Annotated in this window: 20 protein-coding genes and 5 tRNA genes; 18 read left to right on the forward strand and 7 right to left on the reverse strand. The window is 50.2% G+C overall.

Annotation, left to right across the window (positions count from 1 at the left end):
• The first annotated feature begins 2 nt into the window (after window positions 1-2).
• Window positions 3-224 carry a DUF2795 domain-containing protein gene (locus HF894_RS07395; RefSeq protein ID WP_002558131.1) on the forward strand — a complete coding sequence of 74 codons (222 nt, stop codon included), beginning with the start codon at window positions 3-5 and terminating at the stop codon, window positions 222-224.
• A gap of 131 nt (window positions 225-355) precedes the next feature.
• Window positions 356-2,785 carry a DEAD/DEAH box helicase gene (locus tag HF894_RS07400; RefSeq protein WP_204971532.1) on the forward strand — a complete coding sequence of 810 codons (2,430 nt, stop codon included), beginning with the start codon at window positions 356-358 and terminating at the stop codon, window positions 2,783-2,785.
• Window positions 2,786-2,831: 46 nt separating this feature from the next.
• Here HF894_RS07400 and HF894_RS07405 read toward each other — a convergent pair whose 3' ends face one another.
• The 3 genes from HF894_RS07405 to HF894_RS07415 form a co-directional block, all read right to left on the reverse strand.
• Window positions 2,832-3,335 (reverse strand): GNAT family N-acetyltransferase, encoded by a 504-nt coding sequence (locus HF894_RS07405; protein WP_204971533.1) that lies wholly within the window; start codon window positions 3,333-3,335, stop codon window positions 2,832-2,834.
• 9 nt (window positions 3,336-3,344) lie between these two features.
• On the reverse strand, window positions 3,345-4,262 hold the full coding sequence (gene bla, locus HF894_RS07410) for a class A beta-lactamase (RefSeq protein WP_204971534.1): 918 nt from the start codon (window positions 4,260-4,262) through the stop codon (window positions 3,345-3,347).
• 64 nt (window positions 4,263-4,326) lie between these two features.
• Window positions 4,327-4,413, reverse strand: a tRNA-Ser gene (locus HF894_RS07415).
• Window positions 4,414-4,510: 97 nt separating this feature from the next.
• Here HF894_RS07415 and HF894_RS07420 point away from each other — a divergent pair.
• The 4 genes from HF894_RS07420 to HF894_RS07435 all read left to right on the forward strand — a co-directional run bounded on the left by HF894_RS07420 (window position 4,511) and on the right by HF894_RS07435 (window position 8,959).
• Entirely contained in the window at window positions 4,511-5,155 is a 645-nt protein-coding gene (locus tag HF894_RS07420) for a porin family protein (protein WP_204971535.1), read from the forward strand.
• 86 nt (window positions 5,156-5,241) lie between these two features.
• Window positions 5,242-7,707 (forward strand): replication restart helicase PriA, encoded by a 2,466-nt coding sequence (priA, locus tag HF894_RS07425; protein ID WP_204971536.1) that lies wholly within the window; start codon window positions 5,242-5,244, stop codon window positions 7,705-7,707.
• Between the two features lie 21 nt (window positions 7,708-7,728).
• Window positions 7,729-8,439: a phosphatase gene (locus HF894_RS07430; RefSeq protein WP_204971537.1), complete on the forward strand. Its 711-nt coding sequence runs from the start codon at window positions 7,729-7,731 to the stop codon at window positions 8,437-8,439.
• A 16-nt stretch (window positions 8,440-8,455) separates the two neighbouring features.
• Window positions 8,456-8,959, forward strand: a complete 504-nt coding sequence (locus HF894_RS07435) for a low molecular weight protein-tyrosine-phosphatase (protein WP_204971538.1) — start codon at window positions 8,456-8,458, stop codon at window positions 8,957-8,959.
• A 63-nt stretch (window positions 8,960-9,022) separates the two neighbouring features.
• On the opposite strand, the gene HF894_RS07440 is transcribed toward HF894_RS07435, so the two are convergent.
• Window positions 9,023-9,790 (reverse strand): hypothetical protein, encoded by a 768-nt coding sequence (locus HF894_RS07440; protein ID WP_204971539.1) that lies wholly within the window; start codon window positions 9,788-9,790, stop codon window positions 9,023-9,025.
• A gap of 21 nt (window positions 9,791-9,811) precedes the next feature.
• Window positions 9,812-11,887 carry an HD family phosphohydrolase gene (locus tag HF894_RS07445; protein WP_204971540.1) on the reverse strand — a complete coding sequence of 692 codons (2,076 nt, stop codon included), beginning with the start codon at window positions 11,885-11,887 and terminating at the stop codon, window positions 9,812-9,814.
• A gap of 98 nt (window positions 11,888-11,985) precedes the next feature.
• Between HF894_RS07445 and gltX the strand changes: the two genes are divergently transcribed.
• Window positions 11,986-13,512 carry a glutamate--tRNA ligase gene (gene gltX / locus HF894_RS07450; RefSeq protein WP_204971541.1) on the forward strand — a complete coding sequence of 509 codons (1,527 nt, stop codon included), beginning with the start codon at window positions 11,986-11,988 and terminating at the stop codon, window positions 13,510-13,512.
• A gap of 154 nt (window positions 13,513-13,666) precedes the next feature.
• Here the strand turns inward: gltX and HF894_RS07455 are convergent, their stop codons facing one another.
• The gene (locus HF894_RS07455; RefSeq protein ID WP_021848670.1) at window positions 13,667-14,182 is read right to left on the reverse strand and encodes a gamma carbonic anhydrase family protein; all 516 of its coding nucleotides are present in this window, start codon (window positions 14,180-14,182) and stop codon (window positions 13,667-13,669) included.
• 25 nt (window positions 14,183-14,207) lie between these two features.
• Window positions 14,208-15,989, reverse strand: coding sequence for an aminopeptidase P family protein (locus HF894_RS07460; RefSeq protein WP_204971542.1), 1,782 nt, complete (start codon window positions 15,987-15,989; stop codon window positions 14,208-14,210).
• A 294-nt stretch (window positions 15,990-16,283) separates the two neighbouring features.
• Between HF894_RS07460 and rpsU the strand changes: the two genes are divergently transcribed.
• From rpsU to rplK, 11 genes are all read left to right on the forward strand, one after another.
• Window positions 16,284-16,475 (forward strand): 30S ribosomal protein S21, encoded by a 192-nt coding sequence (gene rpsU / locus HF894_RS07465; RefSeq protein ID WP_021848668.1) that lies wholly within the window; start codon window positions 16,284-16,286, stop codon window positions 16,473-16,475.
• 73 nt (window positions 16,476-16,548) lie between these two features.
• Window positions 16,549-17,430: a tyrosine recombinase XerC gene (locus HF894_RS07470; protein ID WP_204971563.1), complete on the forward strand. Its 882-nt coding sequence runs from the start codon at window positions 16,549-16,551 to the stop codon at window positions 17,428-17,430.
• A 16-nt stretch (window positions 17,431-17,446) separates the two neighbouring features.
• Entirely contained in the window at window positions 17,447-17,746 is a 300-nt protein-coding gene (gene hpf, locus HF894_RS07475) for a ribosome hibernation-promoting factor, HPF/YfiA family (RefSeq protein WP_021848666.1), read from the forward strand.
• 89 nt (window positions 17,747-17,835) lie between these two features.
• A tRNA-Thr gene (locus tag HF894_RS07480) sits at window positions 17,836-17,909 on the forward strand.
• Window positions 17,910-17,923: 14 nt separating this feature from the next.
• Window positions 17,924-18,006: transfer RNA gene (locus tag HF894_RS07485), tRNA-Tyr, on the forward strand.
• A 12-nt stretch (window positions 18,007-18,018) separates the two neighbouring features.
• Window positions 18,019-18,090: transfer RNA gene (locus HF894_RS07490), tRNA-Thr, on the forward strand.
• 50 nt (window positions 18,091-18,140) lie between these two features.
• Window positions 18,141-19,325, forward strand: coding sequence for an elongation factor Tu (gene tuf / locus HF894_RS07495; RefSeq protein ID WP_204968591.1), 1,185 nt, complete (start codon window positions 18,141-18,143; stop codon window positions 19,323-19,325).
• Window positions 19,326-19,380: 55 nt separating this feature from the next.
• Window positions 19,381-19,453, forward strand: a tRNA-Trp gene (locus HF894_RS07500).
• 14 nt (window positions 19,454-19,467) lie between these two features.
• On the forward strand, window positions 19,468-19,656 hold the full coding sequence (gene secE, locus HF894_RS07505; protein WP_075317998.1) for a preprotein translocase subunit SecE: 189 nt from the start codon (window positions 19,468-19,470) through the stop codon (window positions 19,654-19,656).
• A gap of 12 nt (window positions 19,657-19,668) precedes the next feature.
• Complete coding sequence (gene nusG / locus HF894_RS07510; protein ID WP_075317997.1) at window positions 19,669-20,211, forward strand: transcription termination/antitermination protein NusG; 543 nt, start codon at window positions 19,669-19,671, stop codon at window positions 20,209-20,211.
• A gap of 59 nt (window positions 20,212-20,270) precedes the next feature.
• Window positions 20,271-20,714 carry a 50S ribosomal protein L11 gene (rplK, locus tag HF894_RS07515; protein WP_075317996.1) on the forward strand — a complete coding sequence of 148 codons (444 nt, stop codon included), beginning with the start codon at window positions 20,271-20,273 and terminating at the stop codon, window positions 20,712-20,714.
• Window positions 20,715-20,717: the final 3 nt, after the last annotated feature.

Below are 20,717 nucleotides of genomic sequence, written 5' to 3' on the forward strand. Positions count from 1 at the left end.
CTATGTATTGGACATTGGAATTGGCATCGAAGCTGGAAGATGCCCCTTGGCCGGCAACTAAGGATGAACTGATTGATTATGCTATGCGTTCGGGTGCTCCGCTTGAAGTGATTGAAAATTTGCAGGAGATGGAAGATGAAGGCGAGATATATGAAAGCATTGAAGATATCTGGCCTGATTATCCAAGCAAGGAAGATTTCTTCTTTAACGAAGAGGAGTATTGATTACGCATATCTGAAGCAACAGCATTGCAGCAAATTAAATTAGAAATAAGGAAAGGTGGTTCTGAAGGTCGGAGTTTACGGCCTGCTGACCACCTTTCTCTTTTTTTGTTACATCGTATTTCAGGAATATCATGATTGCACGAAATATGAACGGATGCCGCCTGCCGGTATTGGACGGCCATGGCTCACCCTTTGAGTGTCGGGATGAGGTAAGCAGGCTTCTGAATGAAGTATACGGGTATCGGCAGTTCCGTGATCTGGAGATATACAAGGACTTGTTCGGCGGGAAGGATAAAGTCGTTCTGTCGCAGGGACACTTAGTCGAACACGTCATTCGGGAAGCCGAAAAGGCTAAAGACGATCGTGAACGGCCGGACAATGTCCTGCTGACGGCTCCGACAGGGTCGGGCAAGTCGTTGCTTTTTCAGCTGCCCGGCATTTATCTGGGGCAGGCATACGGACTGCTTACGCTCATCGTTTCCCCTCTGAAGGCTCTGATTGTCGATCAGGTAGAGGGATTGCAGGATCTGGGTTACGAGCGTGTGGCATACGCTTCGTCCGACTTGTCGCCCGAACAGAAAGCTGAGGTATATCGCCGGGTGCGCGAGGGTGAGGTGGACCTGTTCTATCTCTCGCCCGAGTTGTTGCTGTCCTACGACATCCATCACTTTGTGGGCGACCGTCGTATTGGGCTTGTCGTAGTCGATGAGGCTCATACGGTGACTACCTGGGGCAAGGAATTTCGTGTAGACTATTGGTTCCTGGGGCGTTATCTTTCCGGCTTGAAACAGACATTGGGCTATGACTTCCCGCTGTTTGCCCTGACGGCTACGGCAGTATGGAATCCGTCGGGCGACAACGATATGGTTTTCGAGACGGTCCGTTCGTTGCAGATGGAACCCTGTGTGCTCTATATTGGTACGGTGAAGCGTCGGAATATTGGTTTTGACATCCGCCAGTTGCAGCTGGAGGAAGGGGAAACTTACGACAAGGCCAAGCAGCGTGCCGTTTCTGCCCGTGTAGACGACTATCTGGACGGGCATAAGACGTTGCTCTATTATCCCTTTGCCGGTGGGATCGACATGCGGATCAAGTCGTGGGTGAAGCCTGCCGACTGGCCTTTGGTCGCTTCCTACTACGGGAAGAAGGACAAGGTGCAGAAGGCTGCCATTGTAGACGCCTTTAAGGATGGCAGTAAGCGGCTGATCGTGGCTACCAAGGCTTTTGGTATGGGGGTGGACATCAGTGATATCGACCGTGTCTACCATGTGGCTCCTTCGAGTACGTTTGTCGATTACGTGCAGGAGGTCGGACGCGCTGCCCGTGATGCATCCGTGCAAGGCATTTCGGCCACCGATTTCCACGAACGCGATTTCTATTATATGAACCGTCTGCATCAGACGGGAGCTATTGCCCAGGAACAGTTGGCACTGATTCTGCAGAAACTCATCGAGGTATATCACATGAAAGGACGGAAGCAGGAGATGCTGGTGTCGCTTTCCGACTTCGAGTTTGTGGTGAAACTGCCGCGTACAAAGAATAAACTGGAGTATGAAACGGAACTGGGACAATTTGTAAAGACCGCTTTGCTATGGCTCGAGGAAGACGTGCAGAAACGTTTTGGCTCCCGCTTGCTGGAGGTCAGTCCGCAGAATTTGCTGGTGGAAGGCTATGTGCAGGACAAGACGGGAGATGCGTTTGCCCGTGCGTATGCCGATTATCTGACTCCGGTGGAAGGAGAGGAGGGTGTTTACCTGGCCCGTCTCGATCGCCTGTGGGAAGAGCGTTTCCCCGAATTGGGTTATAAGGAATTCAAACAGAAACTGAACAACGGTACGCTGTGCGAAGGTGCACGTCCGGTTGCCGTAGGCAAGCATGAGGTGCTGCTGAAGGAAGACGCCGATACGCTTCGCAGTCGTATGGACGAGCTGTTCAAGAGTCTGGTTACGCTGCTGAAAACAGCTTTACAGAAGAGTAAGGGGCGTTTCGATGAAGAAGCCTTGCGTGCCGTCTTTGCCGAACATGCGATGGATGTCCGTTCGGCCAAGCGCTTCATTGGTTCCCTGCTCGAGAGCCGTACGGAGGAAGGGCGAAGCGTGAGTTATATCAGCAGCCAGAAGAAAAAGGAGTCCAACGAACTTTCGTTTACCGTAACCCGTGGCTTCGATCTGTTGCTTTCGCGTTATCAGAAGTTGTTCGCCCAGCGTATCACAGGGCATAAGGGTGACCGTTTGCAGTTCTACTGTACGCCGTTTTCCGATTTGAACATGTTGCTTAACCTGCTTTCCATGCTGGGTGGCTTGTCGTTCAGTGTGGCAGGGGGCGGTACGCCGTGCGTTCATGTACGCATCAACGATGCGGATAGGCTGGAAAAGCTGGCGGCAGCCGACGGTTATCGTAATCTGATTCTAGATGCTAATGAACGCATTTTCCAGGAACAGATTGAGCTGTTTACGATGTTTTTCGGTACCGATCGTATGACCGACGAGCAGCGTTGGAACTTCATTGAAGATTATTTTACCGGCATGTCGGTGGAGGAGCTGAAGAAGAAGTATTGTTAGCGTTTTGTGTTGGGCAGTAGGCAGTTAGTGTTTATTTACTTGCCGTTTACCGTTCATCGCCAATCTTCTGGTACGCCAACCGTTCGTCGCCGTTCAGCAGGTAGATGATGCCGCAATAGCGGAAACTGTGTTTTTGCAGGATGTGTTGCAAGATGAGGTTGTCGCGGTGGGTGTCTGCTCGCAAGTTCTGTATTTGGGTGTAGCACCACTCCAGGCAGGCGGCGGCTACACCGTGGCTGTCTTCTGTACTGGCCAGGCGGTGGATGGTGGCATAAGGACGTTCGTCGTCCAACCATTGTCCCTCGTAGATGCGGGCATAAGTAGGATCTTTGCCAGGGATGAAGGTAAAGGTCCCGATGATATCTCCCTTTTCGTCCAGACAGACATAGCTGTGACCGGCTTCGATATCTTTTTTTATTAAATCCCGGCTGGGATAACTTCCCGTCCATTGTTTCAGGTTCCCACTTTTACGCATGATGCGTTTACCCTGTTCAAAGATGTTCATCAGGTGGTCTATGTCTTCTAGTTGAGTCTTTCTGATTTGTATCATGGTGAGTAATCAATATTTTTGCAGGTGGTTGAATACGATTTTGGATATTTGTCCGATGATTTCCTCCGTATGTGTGGCATTGTATCCCGAATCTTTTACAAAAACGGCCAGGATATAGCGGGTTCCATCGGATAGGGTGATGAATCCGAGGTCGTTGGTCGCTCCAATACGGCCGTCTGCCGTGGTATATCCGCTACCGGTCTTGTGGCCAATAAAGGCTTTCGTATCATGTAGTGGGGCGGGAAGTCGTTTCATGCCGGTCTGGCAACTAGTCATTGTTCCCTTTATGAAAGCTTTGTAAGGCTCCTTTATGAGATCAGTTTCCAGAAAGTGTTTCAAGAGGCTGGCTGCTGCATAAGGTGTACTCCAGTTGCCTTTGCTGAGGTGATGGCCTTTCTGCATATCAGCTTCGGTATAGGCAATGCCGAAATCTTCTGTCAGTCCCTGGCTCCTGATAAAACGGTCTGTCTCGGTAGGCGATACGAGACGGTCGAACAAAATGTCACAGGCATTGTTGTCACTTTGCTGCAGCGTGTATTCCAACAGCTCCCGGACACTGATATCCATCCCATTTACGTACTCTTCTTGCAGATATCTGTCTCTGAGCGGGCTCCAGGTATTAGGTTTCAAATCGGCGGGCGTGATGTGAAGCAGGGTGTCGAGTGATTGGTTGTGGTGGTGTAGATAGTTGCATACGGCCAGTGCCTGATGGAACTTGAATACACTCATCATTTCGTAGTGTTGGCGGTTGTTGAGTGTCAGGCTGTCTCCGTTTTCCAGCAAGAGAGCGATACCGATTTGTGCATCCAATGTGTCTGTATAAGCCTGGAGCTCCGTACGTAGTTGTGTTTGCCAGTCTGTGGTAGGACGGCATCCGTGAATTGTTAAAAAGATAGCCGTCAGGGCGGCGATAATGAACATTTTCATGGTGCATGATGTTTATGAAGAAAAAAGGATGCAAATCTTGTAATGAGACTTACATCCTTTTTAGCGGAAAGACAGGGATTCGAACCCTGGGAACAGTTGCCCGTTCACCGCATTTCGAGTGCGGCCCGATCGACCACTCCGGCATCTTTCCTTGGTTTGGTCGTGCAAAGGTAGTAGTTTTCTGTTAGATTGTACTCTTTTCGTGGAATATTTTACATATATTTGCCCAAAACTTTAAATGAAAGAATATGAAAAAGGTTTTTAGTATTTTATTAGTAGCCATGTGCTGGTTGGCATTGGCTACGCCTGCTCAGGCTCAGCTTAAATGGGGCGTGAAAGGTGGTGTGAATATGTCGAAGATTGACTGGAATGGTGGATATGAAGGAAATAAGGACAATAGTGCTGGTTTCTTTATTGGTCCGATGGCCGAATTTACAATACCTGTTATCGGTTTGGGTATCGATGGAGCTGTAATGTACTCACAGCGTGGTAATGAAGTTAATCTGATACAAGATTCTGAAGTGATAACAATGGATGCTAAGCAGCAAGGTATTGAGATTCCTGTTAATCTGAAATATACTATTGGATTAGGTAGCCTTTTGGGGATTTATGTGGCTGCGGGCCCTGATTTCTTCTTTAATTTTAAGGATACGAAGCTAAAAGGACTAGGTAATACACTGAATGGAGAGAATGTCATAGAATCCAAGAAAGCTCAGGTAGGTGTTAATCTTGGTGCCGGTCTGAAGTTATTTCAGCATTTGCAGATAGGCTTTAATTATCAGATCCCATTGGGAGACAGTTTCTCGACGGGTGAAGCGTTGAAGGCAATAAAGGATGATCTTGTCAGTGGAAAAACTAAAACTTGGCAAATCTCATTAGCATATCTGTTTTAGAAAAGACAATTAGTTTGATAAGTCAATGGCGCTGCCAATCTTTTTGATTGGTGGCGCTGTTTTTTTGTCGTATCTTTGCACTCACGATGGAAAAATTTGTCGATGTCATATTGCCATTGCCTCTGCAGGCCAGTTTCACGTATGCTTTGCCGCCTGAGATGGACGGACAGGTGCAGATAGGCTGTCGGGTGGTAGTATCCTTTGGGCGGAAGAAATTCTATACGGGTATTGTGCGCAATGTGCATTACCTGAAGCCACAGGAATACGAAGTGAAGGAAGTGTCGGCTGTACTCGACGAACACCCTATTCTGGTGCCCTTACAGTTTCGGTTCTGGGAGTGGCTGGCCGACTATTATCTTTGTACGCAGGGCGATGTCTACAAGGCGGCCTTGCCGTCGGGGCTGAAGCTGGAGAGTGAAACCGTGGTAGAGTACAATCCAGACTTCGAAGCTGCAGAACCGTTATCCGAGCGCGAACAGAAAGTGCTGGACCTGTTGGCTGTCGAACCCGAGCAAACGGTGACTAGGCTGGAAAAGGAAAGCGGTTTGAAGAACATTCTTGCTGTAGTGAAGTCATTGCTCGAGAAAGATGCTCTTTTTGTAAAGGAAGAGTTGAAGCGCACCTACAAGCCCAAGACCGAGACACGTGTGCGCCTGACGGAAGCGGCGCGCAACGAACGGCGGCTGCATTTCTTCTTCGACGAACTGCAACGCCGGGCGCCCAAGCAGTTGGACCTGCTGATGAAGTACATCGAACTTTCCGGCTGTCTGGGAGGAAGAGAGGTCAGGGAGGTGTCCAAGGCCGAGCTGCTGAAACGTTCGGGCGCTACTCCTGCTGTTTTTAGCGGGTTAGTGGATAAAGGCGTGTTCGAGGTCTATCAACAGGAGGTGGGGCGACTGGAAACTGTTTCACAAGCTGTGATGTCACTCAATGAATTGAACGTCCACCAGCAACGGGCCTTCGACGAAATCCGTGCTTCGTTCCGCGTGAAGAATGTCTGTCTGCTCCACGGAGTCACTTCCAGTGGTAAGACCGAAATCTATATTCACCTCATTGATGAGGCGGTCCGTCAAGGCAAGCAAGTACTTTATCTGCTGCCTGAAATTGCTTTAACCACCCAGATAACCGAGCGTCTGAAGCGGGTCTTTGGCAGCAGGCTGGGCATCTATCATTCCAAGTTTCCCGATGCCGAGCGGGTAGAGGTGTGGCAGAAACAGCTTTCCCATGAACCCTATGACATTATCCTCGGTGTGCGCTCGTCCCTCTTCCTGCCCTTCCAGCGGCTGGGACTGGTCATCGTCGACGAGGAACACGAGAATACTTACAAGCAGCAGGATCCCGCTCCCCGCTACCACGCCCGCAATGCGGCCATCGTGCTGGCCTCTATGTGCGGGGCCAAGACCTTGCTGGGTACTGCTACGCCCAGTGTGGAGAGCTGGTACAATGCCACTGAGGGTGGTAAATATGCGCTGGTAGAGCTGAAGGAACGCTACAAAGAAATCCAGCTGCCCGAAATCATCCCTGTTGACATCAAGGAGCTGCAACGCAAGAAGCGCATGAATGGTCCCTTCTCACCCTTGTTGTTGCAATACGTGCGCGAGGCGCTGGAGCAGAAGGAACAGGTCATCCTCTTTCAGAACCGCCGCGGCTTTGCACCGATGATCGAGTGCCACACGTGCGGCTGGATGCCCAAGTGCAAGAACTGCGACGTCAGCCTCACCTACCATAAGGGGCTCAATCAGCTGACCTGCCATTACTGCGGCTACACGCAGCCCGTGCCTCGCCAGTGTCCTGCCTGCGAGGGAGTGGACCTGCGCAACCGTGGCTTTGGTACGGAGAAGATCGAAGACGACGTGAAAGCTATCTTCCCAGAGGCTCGCGTGGCCCGCATGGACCTGGACACTACCCGTACCCGGGCGGCCTACGAACGCATCATCCACGATTTCCAGCAAGGACGGACAGACATCCTTATCGGTACGCAGATGGTGTCCAAGGGACTGGACTTCGACCACGTCAGCGTGGTAGGCATCCTCAATGCCGATAGCATGATGAACTATCCCGATTTCCGTGCCTATGAGCGTGCCTTCCAGCTGATGGCACAGGTGGCCGGGCGGGCCGGACGCAAGAACAAGCGCGGGCGGGTGGTATTGCAGACCAAGAGTATCGATCATCCCATCATTTCGCAGGTGATGCACAACGACTTCGAGGGAATGGTGGCCGGGCAGCTGGCCGAGCGGCAGTTGTTCCGCTATCCGCCTTACTACCGGTTGGTATATGTTTACCTGAAACACCGCAACGAGCAACTGCTCGACGTCATGGCACAGACGATGGCCGCCAAGCTGCGTGCTGTCTTTGGTGCACGGGTACTGGGACCGGATAAACCGCCCGTGGCCCGCATACAGACGCTGTTCATTCGCAAGATTGTCCTCAAGATAGAAACGAATGCTCCGATGGCACGTGCACGGCAGTTGCTGGTGCAGGTACAACAGGAGATGGTGGCCGAAGACCGTTTCAAGTCGCTCATTGTTTATTACGATGTCGACCCGATGTAGAATATAATTTAGGATATAAATATGAAGATAGCATTAGACGTACACACGCATACGTTGGCCAGCGGGCATGCCTTCAGCACGCTGCAGGAGATGGCGCAGGCTGCGGCCGACAAGGGGCTGGAACTGCTGGGCATCACCGAGCATACGCCCGGCATCCCTGGTACTTGTGACCTGATTTACTTCCGCAACCTGCACGTCGTGCCCAGACGTATGTATGGGATTGAGTTGTTGCTGGGGGCGGAAATCAACATCCTTGATACGGAGGGACGGCTCGACCTGGACGAGACACATCTGAAGAAACTCGATCTGCGCATTGCCGGCATCCATTCGCTTTGTTACCGTCCGGGAACGCCCGAGGAGAATACGGAAGGCATGCTGCGGGCGATAGCCAATCCCTACATCCACATCATCAGCCATCCCGGCGACGGAACGGCCCGTTTGCTGTTCGAACCTATTGTCCTTGCGGCGAAAGAACATCACACACTGCTCGAGATCAACAACAGTTCCCTGAAGCCCTGCCGTCACAAGGAAGATGCCCGTCCCAACAATCTGGAAATCCTTCGTCTGTGCAAGCGGTACGAAGTACCTGTCATTTTAGGAAGTGATGCCCACATTTCGTTCGATATTGCCAATTACGAATACGTATCAGAACTCATCCGTGAGACTGATTTTCCCGAGGCGCTTATCCTGAATGATGACGTAACGCGGTTTAAACAGTATTTAGGTATCTGAATTTAATATGGAAACTATGGAAAAGAAAGACTTGGCTTCTTCAAAGAAACACCGTATCCTGTTTGTCTGCCTCGGAAACATCTGTCGCTCTTCGTCTGCTGAAGGTGTAATGAAACATCTGGTGGAAGAGGCAGGAAGGGCCGATGAATTTGTGATTGACTCTGCTGGTATCCTGAGTTATCATCAGGGCGAATTGCCCGATCCGCGGATGCGTGCGCATGCCGCCCGTCGCGGTTACAACCTAGTGCATCGTTCGCGTCCCGTTCGTACCAGCGATTTCGGTGATTTCGACCTTATCATTGGTATGGACGACCGCAATATCGAGGATCTGAAGGAACGCGCTCCTTCGGTCGAAGCAGAACGGAAGATTTGTCGCATGACCGACTTTTGTACCCGCTTTACTGAGGCTGATCACGTTCCCGACCCCTATTACGGTGGTGCAGAAGGTTTCGAGTATGTGCTCGACCTGCTGGAAGATGCCTGTGCGGGACTGCTTGAGGAATTGATAATGGAGAATTGATAATGGATAATGGAAGACTCCCCTTTTACTAATAATTTTCAATTCTCAATTATCCATTCTCAATTATCCATGGTACACGTCGTGGTAGTGTCGCTTTTCGTCGTTGAGGCTGCATGTGGCGTCGATACCTACCTGACGGAGCCGTTCGGCAATCTCGTTGAGCTGTGTGCGGGGTACACGGCCGATGTAGAAGAGACGGTAGCGATATGTCTTGTCCATCACTTCCATGACATGTGTGGCGTTCGGTTCGCGGGCGAAGTCGAAGTTCACTTTCAGCAGGTCGCTGTAGGCATAATGGATTTCGCGTCCCGCACTGATTACGGTCAGGCGGTCGGTTTCCAGTCGGAGGTAGCAGAAACGCACCTGAAGCAAGTAGATGCTGTAGAGGCTCATGCCGAAAAAGAGAACGGGCAGCACAATGCCTGTCCATTGTTCGATGTTCAGGGTATAGAAAGCTATGCTGAGGCAGAGAACGAACAGTACGAAATACCAGAACATGTAGAGTGACATGCGGCGGTAGACGGTAGTGCCTGTTGGCCTTGTACTATTTCCTGTGTCGACTGGATGATTGTCGAAACTGATACCGCGGCTTATCAGAGTACGTATCAGAGCCGTCGGGTGGTTGCGCAGATGGACGATCCGTATTCTTTCTTCACCCGACTTCAGCCGTAAGGTCAGGATGCCGGGGCCATAAACGTTGGCCGGGCTGTGGCGGTCGGGTTCGGGCGTATACCGTTGCATGAAGCTGAATCCGGCTATTTGTTCCGGTGTCAGCTGGCTCTGTTGCAGGAAGCGCAGGGCGCGTTGTTCTTCTTTGGCAGTAGGTTTCATGGCTCTATGGGGTTAGGTTCTTTACTTTTTCTCTTCTTGCTTTTTCAGTTCGGGATAGCTGATGCGCGTGTGATAGATGGTCTTCAGCTTCTCTTTGAACACTTCCTTCACGGTAGCGATGTCTTTGAAGGTGATGGGGCACTCCTTGAAGTACCCTTCGGCTACCTGAGAGTCGATAATTTTCTCCACCAGGTTGCTGATGCTTTCTTCGTCATACTGGGGCAGGCTGCGCGAAGCGGCCTCTACCGAGTCGGCCATCATCAGAATGGCTTGTTCCTTGGTGAAAGGATTCGGACCGGGGTAGGTGAACATGGCTTCGTCTGGCTCTTCTCCAGGGTGTTCGTTCTTCCACGAAATGTAGAAATATTTGGTTTTCCCTTTGCCGTGGTGGGTTGTTATGAAGTCCTTGATGACCTTGGGCAGGTTGTTTTTTTCGGCCAGTTTCACGCCGCCGGTAACGTGGCTGATGACTACTTGCGCACTTTGTTCGTAGTTCAAGTTTTTATGCGGATTGATACCTCCCCGTTGGTTTTCGGTGAAGAACACGGGATTCTCCATCTTACCGATGTCGTGGTAGAGAGCGCCGGTACGTACCAGTTGGCTCTTGGCACCGATGCAGTTGGCAGCTTCGGCAGCCAGGTTGGCCACTTGCATGGAGTGCTGGAAGGTGCCGGGCACGGTTTCAGACATGCGGCGCAGCAGCGGATTGTTGATGTTGGACAGTTCGACCAGCGTCACGTTCGAGGTAAAGCCGAATGTTTTTTCCAGTACGAATAGGAGCGGATAGGTGAAGAGCAGGAAGATGCCGTTGATGATGAAGTAGATATACATCCGTCCGTTCACCTTCGACAAGTCGTTTTCCGTAATCATCTCGAAAGCGAAGTAGAGGGCGGCATAGGTCAGTATGACCAGCACGGCTGTCTTGAACAGCTGTGAGCGTTGTGACAGTTCCCTCAGGCTATAGATGGCTACCAGGCCGGCGGTTATCTGCAGCAGGATAAATTCATGCGGATAGCGGAGGCAGATGGAACATACCAGGATGGTGATGCAGTGCGTCAGGAAAGCTGTTCGCGAATCGAGGAATACGCGGATGATGACCGGCAGCATGGCATAGGGAAGGATGTAGACATTGAACAGGTTGTATGCCATCATGATCGAGGTTACCACGCAGTAGAACATCATCAGTGCAAAGAGCAGCGACAGGCTTCCTTTCCGGTTGTAGTAGTCCTTGCGGAACAGGTCGAGGTAAAGCATGAAGCACAGCATGAAGATGCTGACGTAGAGTATTTGTCCCAGCAGTGTCAGGCGGTTTTGTCCGGCTGATGCACTGCGTTTGATGGACTCTTTGCGCAGGCTTTCCAGAATATTGTAGGTTTCCGGGCTGACAATCTCGCCACGGTCGATGATTTTCTGTCCGCTCAGTACGATGCCGTTGGCCCACGAGTAGTTTTCCAGCATTTCCTTGCGGGCTGCGTCCGTACGCTGTTCGTCGAAGGTCAGGTTGATGTTCAGGTAGTCGTTCAGGGAACATTGACGCAGAACGTGGGGACGGTAGTGCAGGGAGTCGGCCGTCAGGATGTAGTGATAAGCCGATTTGACGGTATACAGCTTGTCAGTTCCTTGCTGCTGTGCGATTTTGTCGTTCACGGTCATAATGCTTCGCGTGCTGTCTTTTTGCAACGTTTCCATTGCCTCGGACGACAGGATGCCTGCCTGGTATACTTCGGTCAGTCTTTTTTCGATATATTGCAGGTAGTCGGCTGTCAGGTAGGGGGCGTGCAGTCGGTTCTGGTAGTCCTTTTTCAGTTTTTTCAGGGCTTCAGTCGCGATATTCTTGTCCTTCTGATAGTAGGGCTGGAAGCGGGCCAGGATACTGTCCTGCTCGTGTCTGACCACGTCGTCCGTCTTGTAGATCGGAAAGTCGAAGGTTGCTATCAGCTGGCCGTATTTCCAGGGTTTGTTGATGTCAAACTGATAGTTGAACTTCCCGTCACGGGGCAGGAAGTAGACGATGACTGCTACCGTACCGATGAAAAGAAGGGCTTTGTATAGCAAATCTCTATAAACGGAGCGTTTTTTTTCACTGCTTTTGTTCATATCGGTTGAAATTTTTGCGAAAAGTACAAAAAAAAACAATCATGTGGAAAAAAAGGCTTAATTTTGCCGCCTAAAATATTCATAAAGTAAGGAAGATTATGGCAGAAAGAAGAGTCAGAGTCCGTTTTGCCCCGAGTCCGACGGGCGCTTTGCACATCGGCGGTGTGCGCACCGCGTTGTATAATTACCTTTTTGCGCGCCAGCATGGAGGTGATCTCATTTTCCGTATCGAAGACACCGACAGCAACCGTTTCGTTCCGGGTGCTGAAGAATATATTCTGGAGTCGTTCAAGTGGCTCGGTATTCCTTTCGACGAGGGTGTCAGCTTTGGTGGTGACCACGGTCCCTACCGTCAGTCCGAACGTCGCGACATTTACAAGAAGTACGTCCAGGTGCTGCTCGATGCAGGAAAAGCCTATATCGCTTTCGATACGCCCGAAGAACTGGAGGCTAAGCGCAAGGAAGTGGCCAACTTCCAGTATGACGCTTCTACCCGCCTGCAGATGCGCAACTCGCTGACTCTTCCGAAGGAAGAAGTAGATGCGCTGATCGCCGAGGGCAAGCAATATGTCGTACGTTTCAAGATTGAGCCGAATGAAGACGTGCATGTCCACGACCTCATCCGTGGCGAAGTGGTCATCAACTCTTCCATCCTCGACGACAAGGTGCTCTACAAGTCGGCCGACGAGCTGCCTACCTATCACTTGGCCAATATCGTGGACGACCACCTCATGGAGGTATCCCACGTCATCCGCGGCGAGGAGTGGTTGCCTTCGGCTCCGCTGCATGTGCTGCTCTACCGTGCTTTCGGCTGGGAAGATACGATGCCTCAGTTCGCCCACCTGCCCCTGCTGCTGAAGCCCGAAGGCAACGGCAAGCTGAGCAAGCGCGACGGCGACCGTCTGGGCTTCCCCGTTTTCCCCTTGGAATGGCACGACCCCAAGACCGGCGAAGTGTCTTCGGGCTACCGCGAGGCCGGTTACTTGCCCGAGGCCGTCATCAACTTCCTCGCCCTGTTGGGATGGAACCCCGGCAACGACCAGGAACTGATGTCGATGGACGAACTGGTGAAGCTCTTCGACCTGAGCCATTGCAGTAAGGCCGGTGCCAAGTTTGACTATAAGAAAGGTATCTGGTTCAACCACGAATATATCCTCCAGAAGCCTGACGCTGAAATCGCTGGGCTGTTCAAGCCTGTACTGGCAGCCAATGGCGTAGACGTAGCACAATACAGCGACGAGTTCCTGACCCGCGTCGTGTCGCTCGTCAAGGGCCGCGTCAACTTTGTGAAGGAACTCTGGGATCAGGCACGTTTCTTCTTCGTGGCTCCCGAAACGTATGCCGAGAAGGACGTGAAGAAACGCTGGTCCGAAGACACGCCCCGCATCATGGGCGAGCTGGTGGAAGTGCTGCGCGGCATCGCCGATTTCAGCTCGAAGCCGTCCGAAGACATCGTCATCGGCTGGATCACGGAGAAGGGTTATCACATGGGCAACGTGATGAACGCCTTCCGCCTGGCCGTCGTAGGTGAATGCAAGGGGCCGCACATGTTCGACATCACCGAGCTGCTGGGTAAGGAAGAGACTATCCGTCGTATCCAGCGTGCGGTAGAGGTCCTGAAATAATCGGTATTCTGCATACTCTCTATAACAGAGCACTTCCTCACCACTTCATGCCGTGCTGCATGAGGTCGTGAGGAAGTGCTTTATGAGGGGGTAACAAAGTGCTTCGTCAGGGGATGAGGAAGCACTGGGTGAGAGGACCATCTTTGGGAGTGTCTCACTCTTTGTACCAACTGGCGTACATCAGGTAGTTGTGCGCAATCTTCTGGTTCAGTTCCTTGGCCTGTTCGGGGTCCACCTTCTTGATGAACTTGGCCGGAACACCGCCCCAGATGCTGCCCGGCTCGATGACCGTGTTGCTCAGTACCAGCGAGCCTGCGGCCACGATGGCGCCTTCGCCCACGACGGCATGGTCGAGGATGGTGGCGCCCATGCCGACAAGGGCATAGTCCTTCACGGTGGCGCCGTGGATGGTGACGTTGTGACCGATGGACACGTGGTCGCCTATTTCGATGGTCGATTTCTCGTAGAGCGTGTGCAGCACGCTGCCGTCCTGTATGTTCACACCGTTGCCGATGCGGATGGAGTTGACGTCGCCGCGCAACACGGTGTTGAACCATACACTGCAGTCGCGGCCCATCTTTACGTCGCCTACGATGGTGGCGTTGTCGGCCAGGTAGCAGTTTTCTCCTATTTCGGGCGTAAAGCCTCTTACTGATTTGATTAATGCCATTTTTCTTTAGGGGTTAAAGGTTAAATTAAATTGCCTTGCAAGCCTTCTCCAGCCACAGCCGTTCGTCTTCGTCGAGGCTGGGGGAGAGTTGCTCGTACACCGTGCGGTGGTACTGGTTCAGCCAGTCTATTTCTGCCGGAGTCAGCAGGTCGCGGACGATGCCACGAGTGCAGATGGGGCAGAGGGTGACGGTCTCGAACTTCAGGTAACGGCCGAACAGGCCTTCGCCTGCAGGAACGGTGAGGACGAGGTTCTCCGTGCGGATGCCGTGGCTGCCGGCCTTATAGACGCCTGGTTCGTTGCTGGTGACCATACCCGGGCGCAGGGTGACGGGGTTCTCGTTCATGCGGATGCTCTGCGGGCCTTCGTGTACGTTGAGGAAGTGGCCGACGCCGTGTCCCGTGCCGTGCAGGAAGTTCATGCGGTGCTGCCAGATGGGCATGCGGGCCAGCACGTCGAGCTGGGCGCCACGCGTGCCTTCGGGGAAGACAGCCATGGCCAGGTCGATGTGTCCCTTTAATATTAAGGTGTAGTCGGTCTTTTCTTCGTCTGTCAGCGGGCCGAGGGCGATGGTACGGGTAATGTCCGTGGTACCGTCCAGGTATTGTGCACCCGAGTCGAGCAGCAGGAAGCCGCGGGGCTCCAGCGGAATGTCTGTTTCGGGTGTGGCTTCGTAGTGGACGATGGCTGCGTGAGCTCCGTATCCGGCGATGGTGTCGAAACTTTCGCCCATGTAGAGCGGTTGGGCGGCACGCAGCTCATGCAGTTTCTTGTCCACGCTGATTTCCGTTTCCTTACCTTGAGGAACTGCTTCTTCCAGCCACTTTAGGAACTTCACCAGTGCTACGCCGTCGCGTTGCATGGCCTGTCGGAGTCCGGCTATCTCCTGTTCGTTGCGTACGGCTTTCAGAAGGGCAACGGGCGAGGGGGCTTCGATGACGCGGCATTGCTGGGGAATGGCCGAGCGTACGGCATAGTTGGTCTTGCCTGGCTCCAGCATCAGGTTTTCTGCCGGCAATTGGGCGAGGTAGGACTCGATTTCCTGATAGGTGTGTAGTGATACGCCCGCTTCATGCAGGTGTGCAGCGACTTCGGGTGTTACCTTTTGCGAGTTGATAAAGTAGTGCGCTTCGTTTTCTCCAATCAGTAAGTAGCTGACAACGACTGGATTGCAGTGCACATCGCTGCCGCGCAGGTTCAGTGTCCATGCTATTTCGTCGAGGGCAGAGAGCAGCAAGCTGTCGGCTTTGGCTTTCTTCATCTCGGCACGTATGGCTTCCAGTTTCTCGGCACAGGTACGTCCGGCATATTTCGTGTCGTGGATAAAGGCCTGGGCTTGTGGCATTTCCGGTCGCCCGTCCCATATCTGTTCCATCGGATCAGCGGTGCATTTGAGTGTTATTCCGTTGTTTTCCAGTTCTTTTTGGAGTGATCGGGCTGCGTCGGTAGCGAATACCTTGCCGTCGATGCCTACACTTTGTCCCTTTTTTAATTGTTCGGATAGAAAAGCGGGGATGGAAGGCGTTTCGGGCAGCATCTCCTTATAGAGGTCGATGCCGGTACCTTCCAGCTGCTGGGCGGCTTGCAGGAAGTAGCGCGAGTCGGTCCACAAGCCGGCTTCGTTCTCGGTAACCACTACGGTACCTGCCGAGCCGGTAAAACCGGAAATCCATTCTCGACTCTGCCAGTGGGGGGCTACGTATTCGCTTAGGTGCGGGTCTGTACTGGGGATGATGAATGCTTCTATCCCCGTCTGTTTCATCCATGCGCGGAGAGTCTGGATGCGTTCTTTAATGGTGTCGTTCATAATTCACTATATAAAAGATGTATGATTGTGTGGGGATCGTAATGCCAGTCTAAAGCAGGCATTACGATTATCAAAAGTACATAAAGAACGCGGACGGTGCAAACTTTTACGCCGTTTTTGAGATTTTTTCTTGTTGTTGATAGCCCCATGTAAAGATAGCTAAAGAAAAGAATATCTGTCTGTTTGCTAAGATTTTGCAGAAAGTTTTTTGTGAATCAAGAAAATATGTGTACTTTTGCGGCTCGAATTAATCGTGAGATTTTTAAACATTAACTTTTTAATTAATTAAAAACAATGATTGTAGTACCTGTAAAAGAAGGCGAAAACATTGAGAAAGCGCTGAAGAAATTCAAACGTAAATTTGAAAAGACTGGCATCGTAAAAGAGTTGAGAAGCAGACAGCAGTTTGACAAACCGTCTGTTATTAAAAGACTTAAGAAAGAGCGTGCCGTTTACGTTCAGAAACTTCAGCAAGTAGAAGATTAATAATTCGTAAAATCCTTTGAATTATTGAATTCTTTTCATACATTCGTTGCACATTTAGTTATGTAGCGATATGTTGCTGACAGACTCTTTTCTCGATTATCTCCGTTATGAGCGGAACTATTCTGATGATACCGTAAAGGCTTACGGTGAGGATATCCGTCAGTTTCAGGAGTTTGGCGGAGAAGATGTCGGTCTTCAGTCTCCTTCGGAAGTGGTGGTGGACGTTGTTCGCGAATGGATGATTCATTTGATGAACCTCGGCTATGCGACGACTTCTGTGAACCGTAAGCTCAGCTCGCTTCGGTCATATTATAAGTATCTTCTGAGGAAGGGAGAGGTGAAAGTGGATCCGTTGCGTAAGATAACGGGGCCTAAAAACAAGAAAAACCTGCCCGTTTTCGTGAAGGAAAGTGAAATGAACCGATTGCTGGATGATGAGGACTTTGGAGAAGGATTTGAAGGTTGTCGTGACCATTTGGTTATTGCTATGTTTTATGCCACAGGCATGAGACTTTCGGAACTGATAGGGCTCGACGACGGAGATGTTGATTTTGCGGCATCGGTGATTAAAGTTACCGGTAAACGTAACAAGCAACGTTTGATTCCTTTTGGCGAAGAATTGCGGGTGGAGATGGAGACTTATGTGAAGCAGCGGGATGAATCGGTTCCGGTTCGGTCGGACGCTTTTTTTGTCCGTAAGACGGGTGAGCGGCTTTATCCTAATATCGTGAGGAAAATTGTAATGCGAAACCTTTCGAAGGTGGTGACTGTGAAGAAACGGAGTCCGCATGTGCTGCGGCATACCTTTGCGACAAGCATGCTGAATCATGATGCAGAACTTGGAGCGATTAAGGAATTACTGGGGCACGAAAGCTTGGCTACTACCGAGATTTACACGCATACGACTTTCGAAGAGCTTAAAAAAGTGTATAACCAGGCCCATCCTCGGGCTTAAAGAAAAGGAGGTATGTATGGAAATTAGAATTCAATCAATTCACTTTGACGCATCAGAGCAATTGCAGGCTTTTATCCAAAAGAAAGCTGCGAAGTTGGAGCGATTTTATGATGATATACAGAAAGTAGAGGTGTCATTGAAGGTAGTTAAACCAGAGACAGCCGAAAACAAGGAAGCCGGAGTGAAAGTTTTGGTTCCCAATGGCGAATTGTATGCGAACAAGGTTTGTGACACGTTTGAGGAAGCGGTAGACTTATGTCTGGAAGCTTTGGAAAAACAGCTGGTTAAGTACAAGGAAAAAATACGTAATAAATAAAAAACCTGCAAAAATTTTGCGGGAATGAAATAAATGCCTAAATTTGCAGCCGTTTCGCACACGGTATAGCAGCGAACGGCTGCAAAACTGCCTCTTTAGCTCAGTTGGCCAGAGCACGTGATTTGTAATCTCGGGGTCGTTGGTTCGAATCCGACAAGAGGCTCGAAAAAAAGTGATGGGCAAATACCAGAGTGGCCAAATGGGGCAGACTGTAAATCTGCTGGCTTACGCCTTCGGTGGTTCGAATCCATCTTTGCCCACTCCTTTCACTTGCTGTTATAGCTCAGCGGTAGAGCACTTCCTTGGTAAGGAAGAGGTCCCGGGTTCAAGTCCCGGTAACAGCTCTTATCATTGTAAATGCTGATTATTAATCAAATAAATAACAAGTAAAGCTATGGCTAAAGAGAAATTCGAACGTACCAAACCCCACGTGAACATTGGTACAATTGGTCACGTTGACCACGGTAAAACAACTTTGACTGCTGCTATCACAGCCGTATTGGCAAAGAAGGGTCTGTCAGAAGTTAAGTCTTTCGATCAGATTGATAATGCTCCTGAAGAAAAGGAAAGAGGTATTACTATTAATACAGCTCACGTTGAGTATGAGACTGCAAACCGTCACTATGCTCACGTGGACTGCCCGGGACACGCTGACTATGTGAAGAACATGGTAACAGGTGCCGCTCAGATGGACGGTGCTATCATCGTGGTTGCTGCAACTGATGGTCCGATGCCTCAGACACGCGAACACATCCTGTTGGCTCGTCAGGTAAACGTACCGAGACTGGTTGTATTCATGAATAAGTGTGATATGGTGGACGACCCCGAAATGTTGGAACTCGTTGAAATGGAAATGCGTGAACTGCTTTCTGCTTATGATTTCGACGGTGACAATACTCCGTTTATTCAGGGTTCTGCTCTTGGCGCATTGAATGGTGTTCCAAAGTGGGAAGAGAAGGTAATGGAATTGATGGACGCTTGTGATACATGGATTCCTCTGCCTCCGCGCGATATTGATAAGCCGTTCTTGATGCCGGTTGAAGACGTATTCTCTATCACTGGTCGTGGTACTGTAGCTACCGGTCGTATCGAGGCTGGTGTTATCAAGGTAGGTGATGAAGTTGAAATCCTTGGTTTGGGTGAGGACAAAAAGTCAGTTGTAACTGGCGTTGAAATGTTCCGCAAACTGTTGGATGAAGGTGAAGCTGGTGATAACGTAGGTCTGTTGCTGCGTGGTATCGACAAGAACGAAATTAAGCGCGGTATGGTACTCTGCAAGCCGGGTCAGATTAAGCCTCACTCTAAGTTCAAAGCTTCTATCTACGTTTTGAAGAAAGAGGAAGGTGGTCGTCACACTCCGTTCCACAATAAGTATCGTCCTCAGTTCTATCTGCGTACTATGGACTGTACAGGTGAAATTACTCTGCCGGAAGGTGTAGAAATGGTAATGCCGGGTGATAACGTTGAAATCACTGTTACGCTGATCTATCCGGTTGCCTTGAACGTAGGTCTGCGCTTCGCTATCCGTGAAGGTGGTCGTACGGTAGGTTCTGGTCAGATTACTGAAATTCTTGACTAAAATATAAATCTTAATCAGTTCCCGTTATTTACTATCGGGAACTGATTATGTTCAAACGGGAGTAGCTCAGTTGGTAGAGCACCGGTCTCCAAAACCGGGTGTCGGGAGTTCGAGCCTCTCCTCCCGTGCTAATATTGAAGCAATGAAAAAGATTGTAACTTATTTCAAAGAAACTTACGACGAACTTGTACATAAAGTATCGTGGCCTACGTATTCTGAACTTACCAACAGTGCGGTAGTTGTTTTATATGCTTCCCTGCTCATCGCATTGGTGGTGTTTGTGATGGACTATTGTTTCCAGCACGTAATGGAGTTTGTTTATCCTCATTAAAAAGCTTGAAGAATGTCTGAGATTGAAAAGAAATGGTACGTATTGCGTGCTATCAGCGGAAAAGAAACTAAGGTGAAGGAATACCTTGAAGCTGACATTAAGAACAGCGACCTTGGTGATTACGTGTCTCAGGTGTTGATTCCTACTGAAAAGGTATATCAGGTTCGCAATGGAAAGAAAATTGTGAAGGAAAGAAGTTATCTTCCTGGTTACGTTTTGGTAGAGGCGGCTTTGGTTGGTGAGGTTGCTCATCACTTGAGAAATACTCCAAACGTGATTGGTTTCTTGGGAGGTTCGGATAAACCCGTACCCTTAAGACAATCAGAAGTCAATCGCATACTCGGTACTGTTGACGAATTGCAGGATGCTACAGAAGAGATGAACATCCCGTATGTAGTCGGTGAGACTGTAAAGGTGAATTATGGTCCGTTCAGCGGATTCAGTGGTATCATTGAAGAAGTGAACACCGAGAAAAAGAAGCTGAAGGTCATGGTGAAGATATTTGGGCGGAAAACTCCGCTTGAATTGGGCTTTATGCAAGTGGAAAAAGAATGATGCAGGTGTTACGCTGTGTCGTTCCGTCATTATTGTAATATATAAATCAATCAATTAAAATGGCTAAAGAAGTTGCTGGACTAATCAAATTACAGATTAAAGGAGGCGCTGCAAATCCATCACCTCCCGTAGGACCTGCTTTGGGTTCCAAGGGTATCAACATCATGGAGTTTTGCAAGCAATTCAACGCCAGAACCCAAGACAAGGCAGGAAAGATTCTTCCTGTAATCATTACTTACTATGCAGACAAGTCTTTCGATTTTGTAATCAAGACTCCTCCCGTTGCAATCCAGTTGCTGGAGCTGACAAAGGTGAAGAGTGGTTCTGCTGAACCCAATCGTAAGAAAATTGCCGAGATCACTTGGGAACAAGTACGTACGATTGCTCAAGACAAGTTGGTTGACTTGAACTGTTTCACTGTAGAAGCTGCTATGAAGATGGTTGCTGGTACAGCTAGAAGTATGGGTATCACTGTAAAAGGGGAGTTCCCGGTTAATGAATAACTT

The sequence above is a fragment of the Caecibacteroides pullorum genome, assembly GCF_019239235.1.
Taxonomy (GTDB): Bacteria; Bacteroidota; Bacteroidia; order Bacteroidales; family Bacteroidaceae; genus Bacteroides; species Bacteroides pullorum.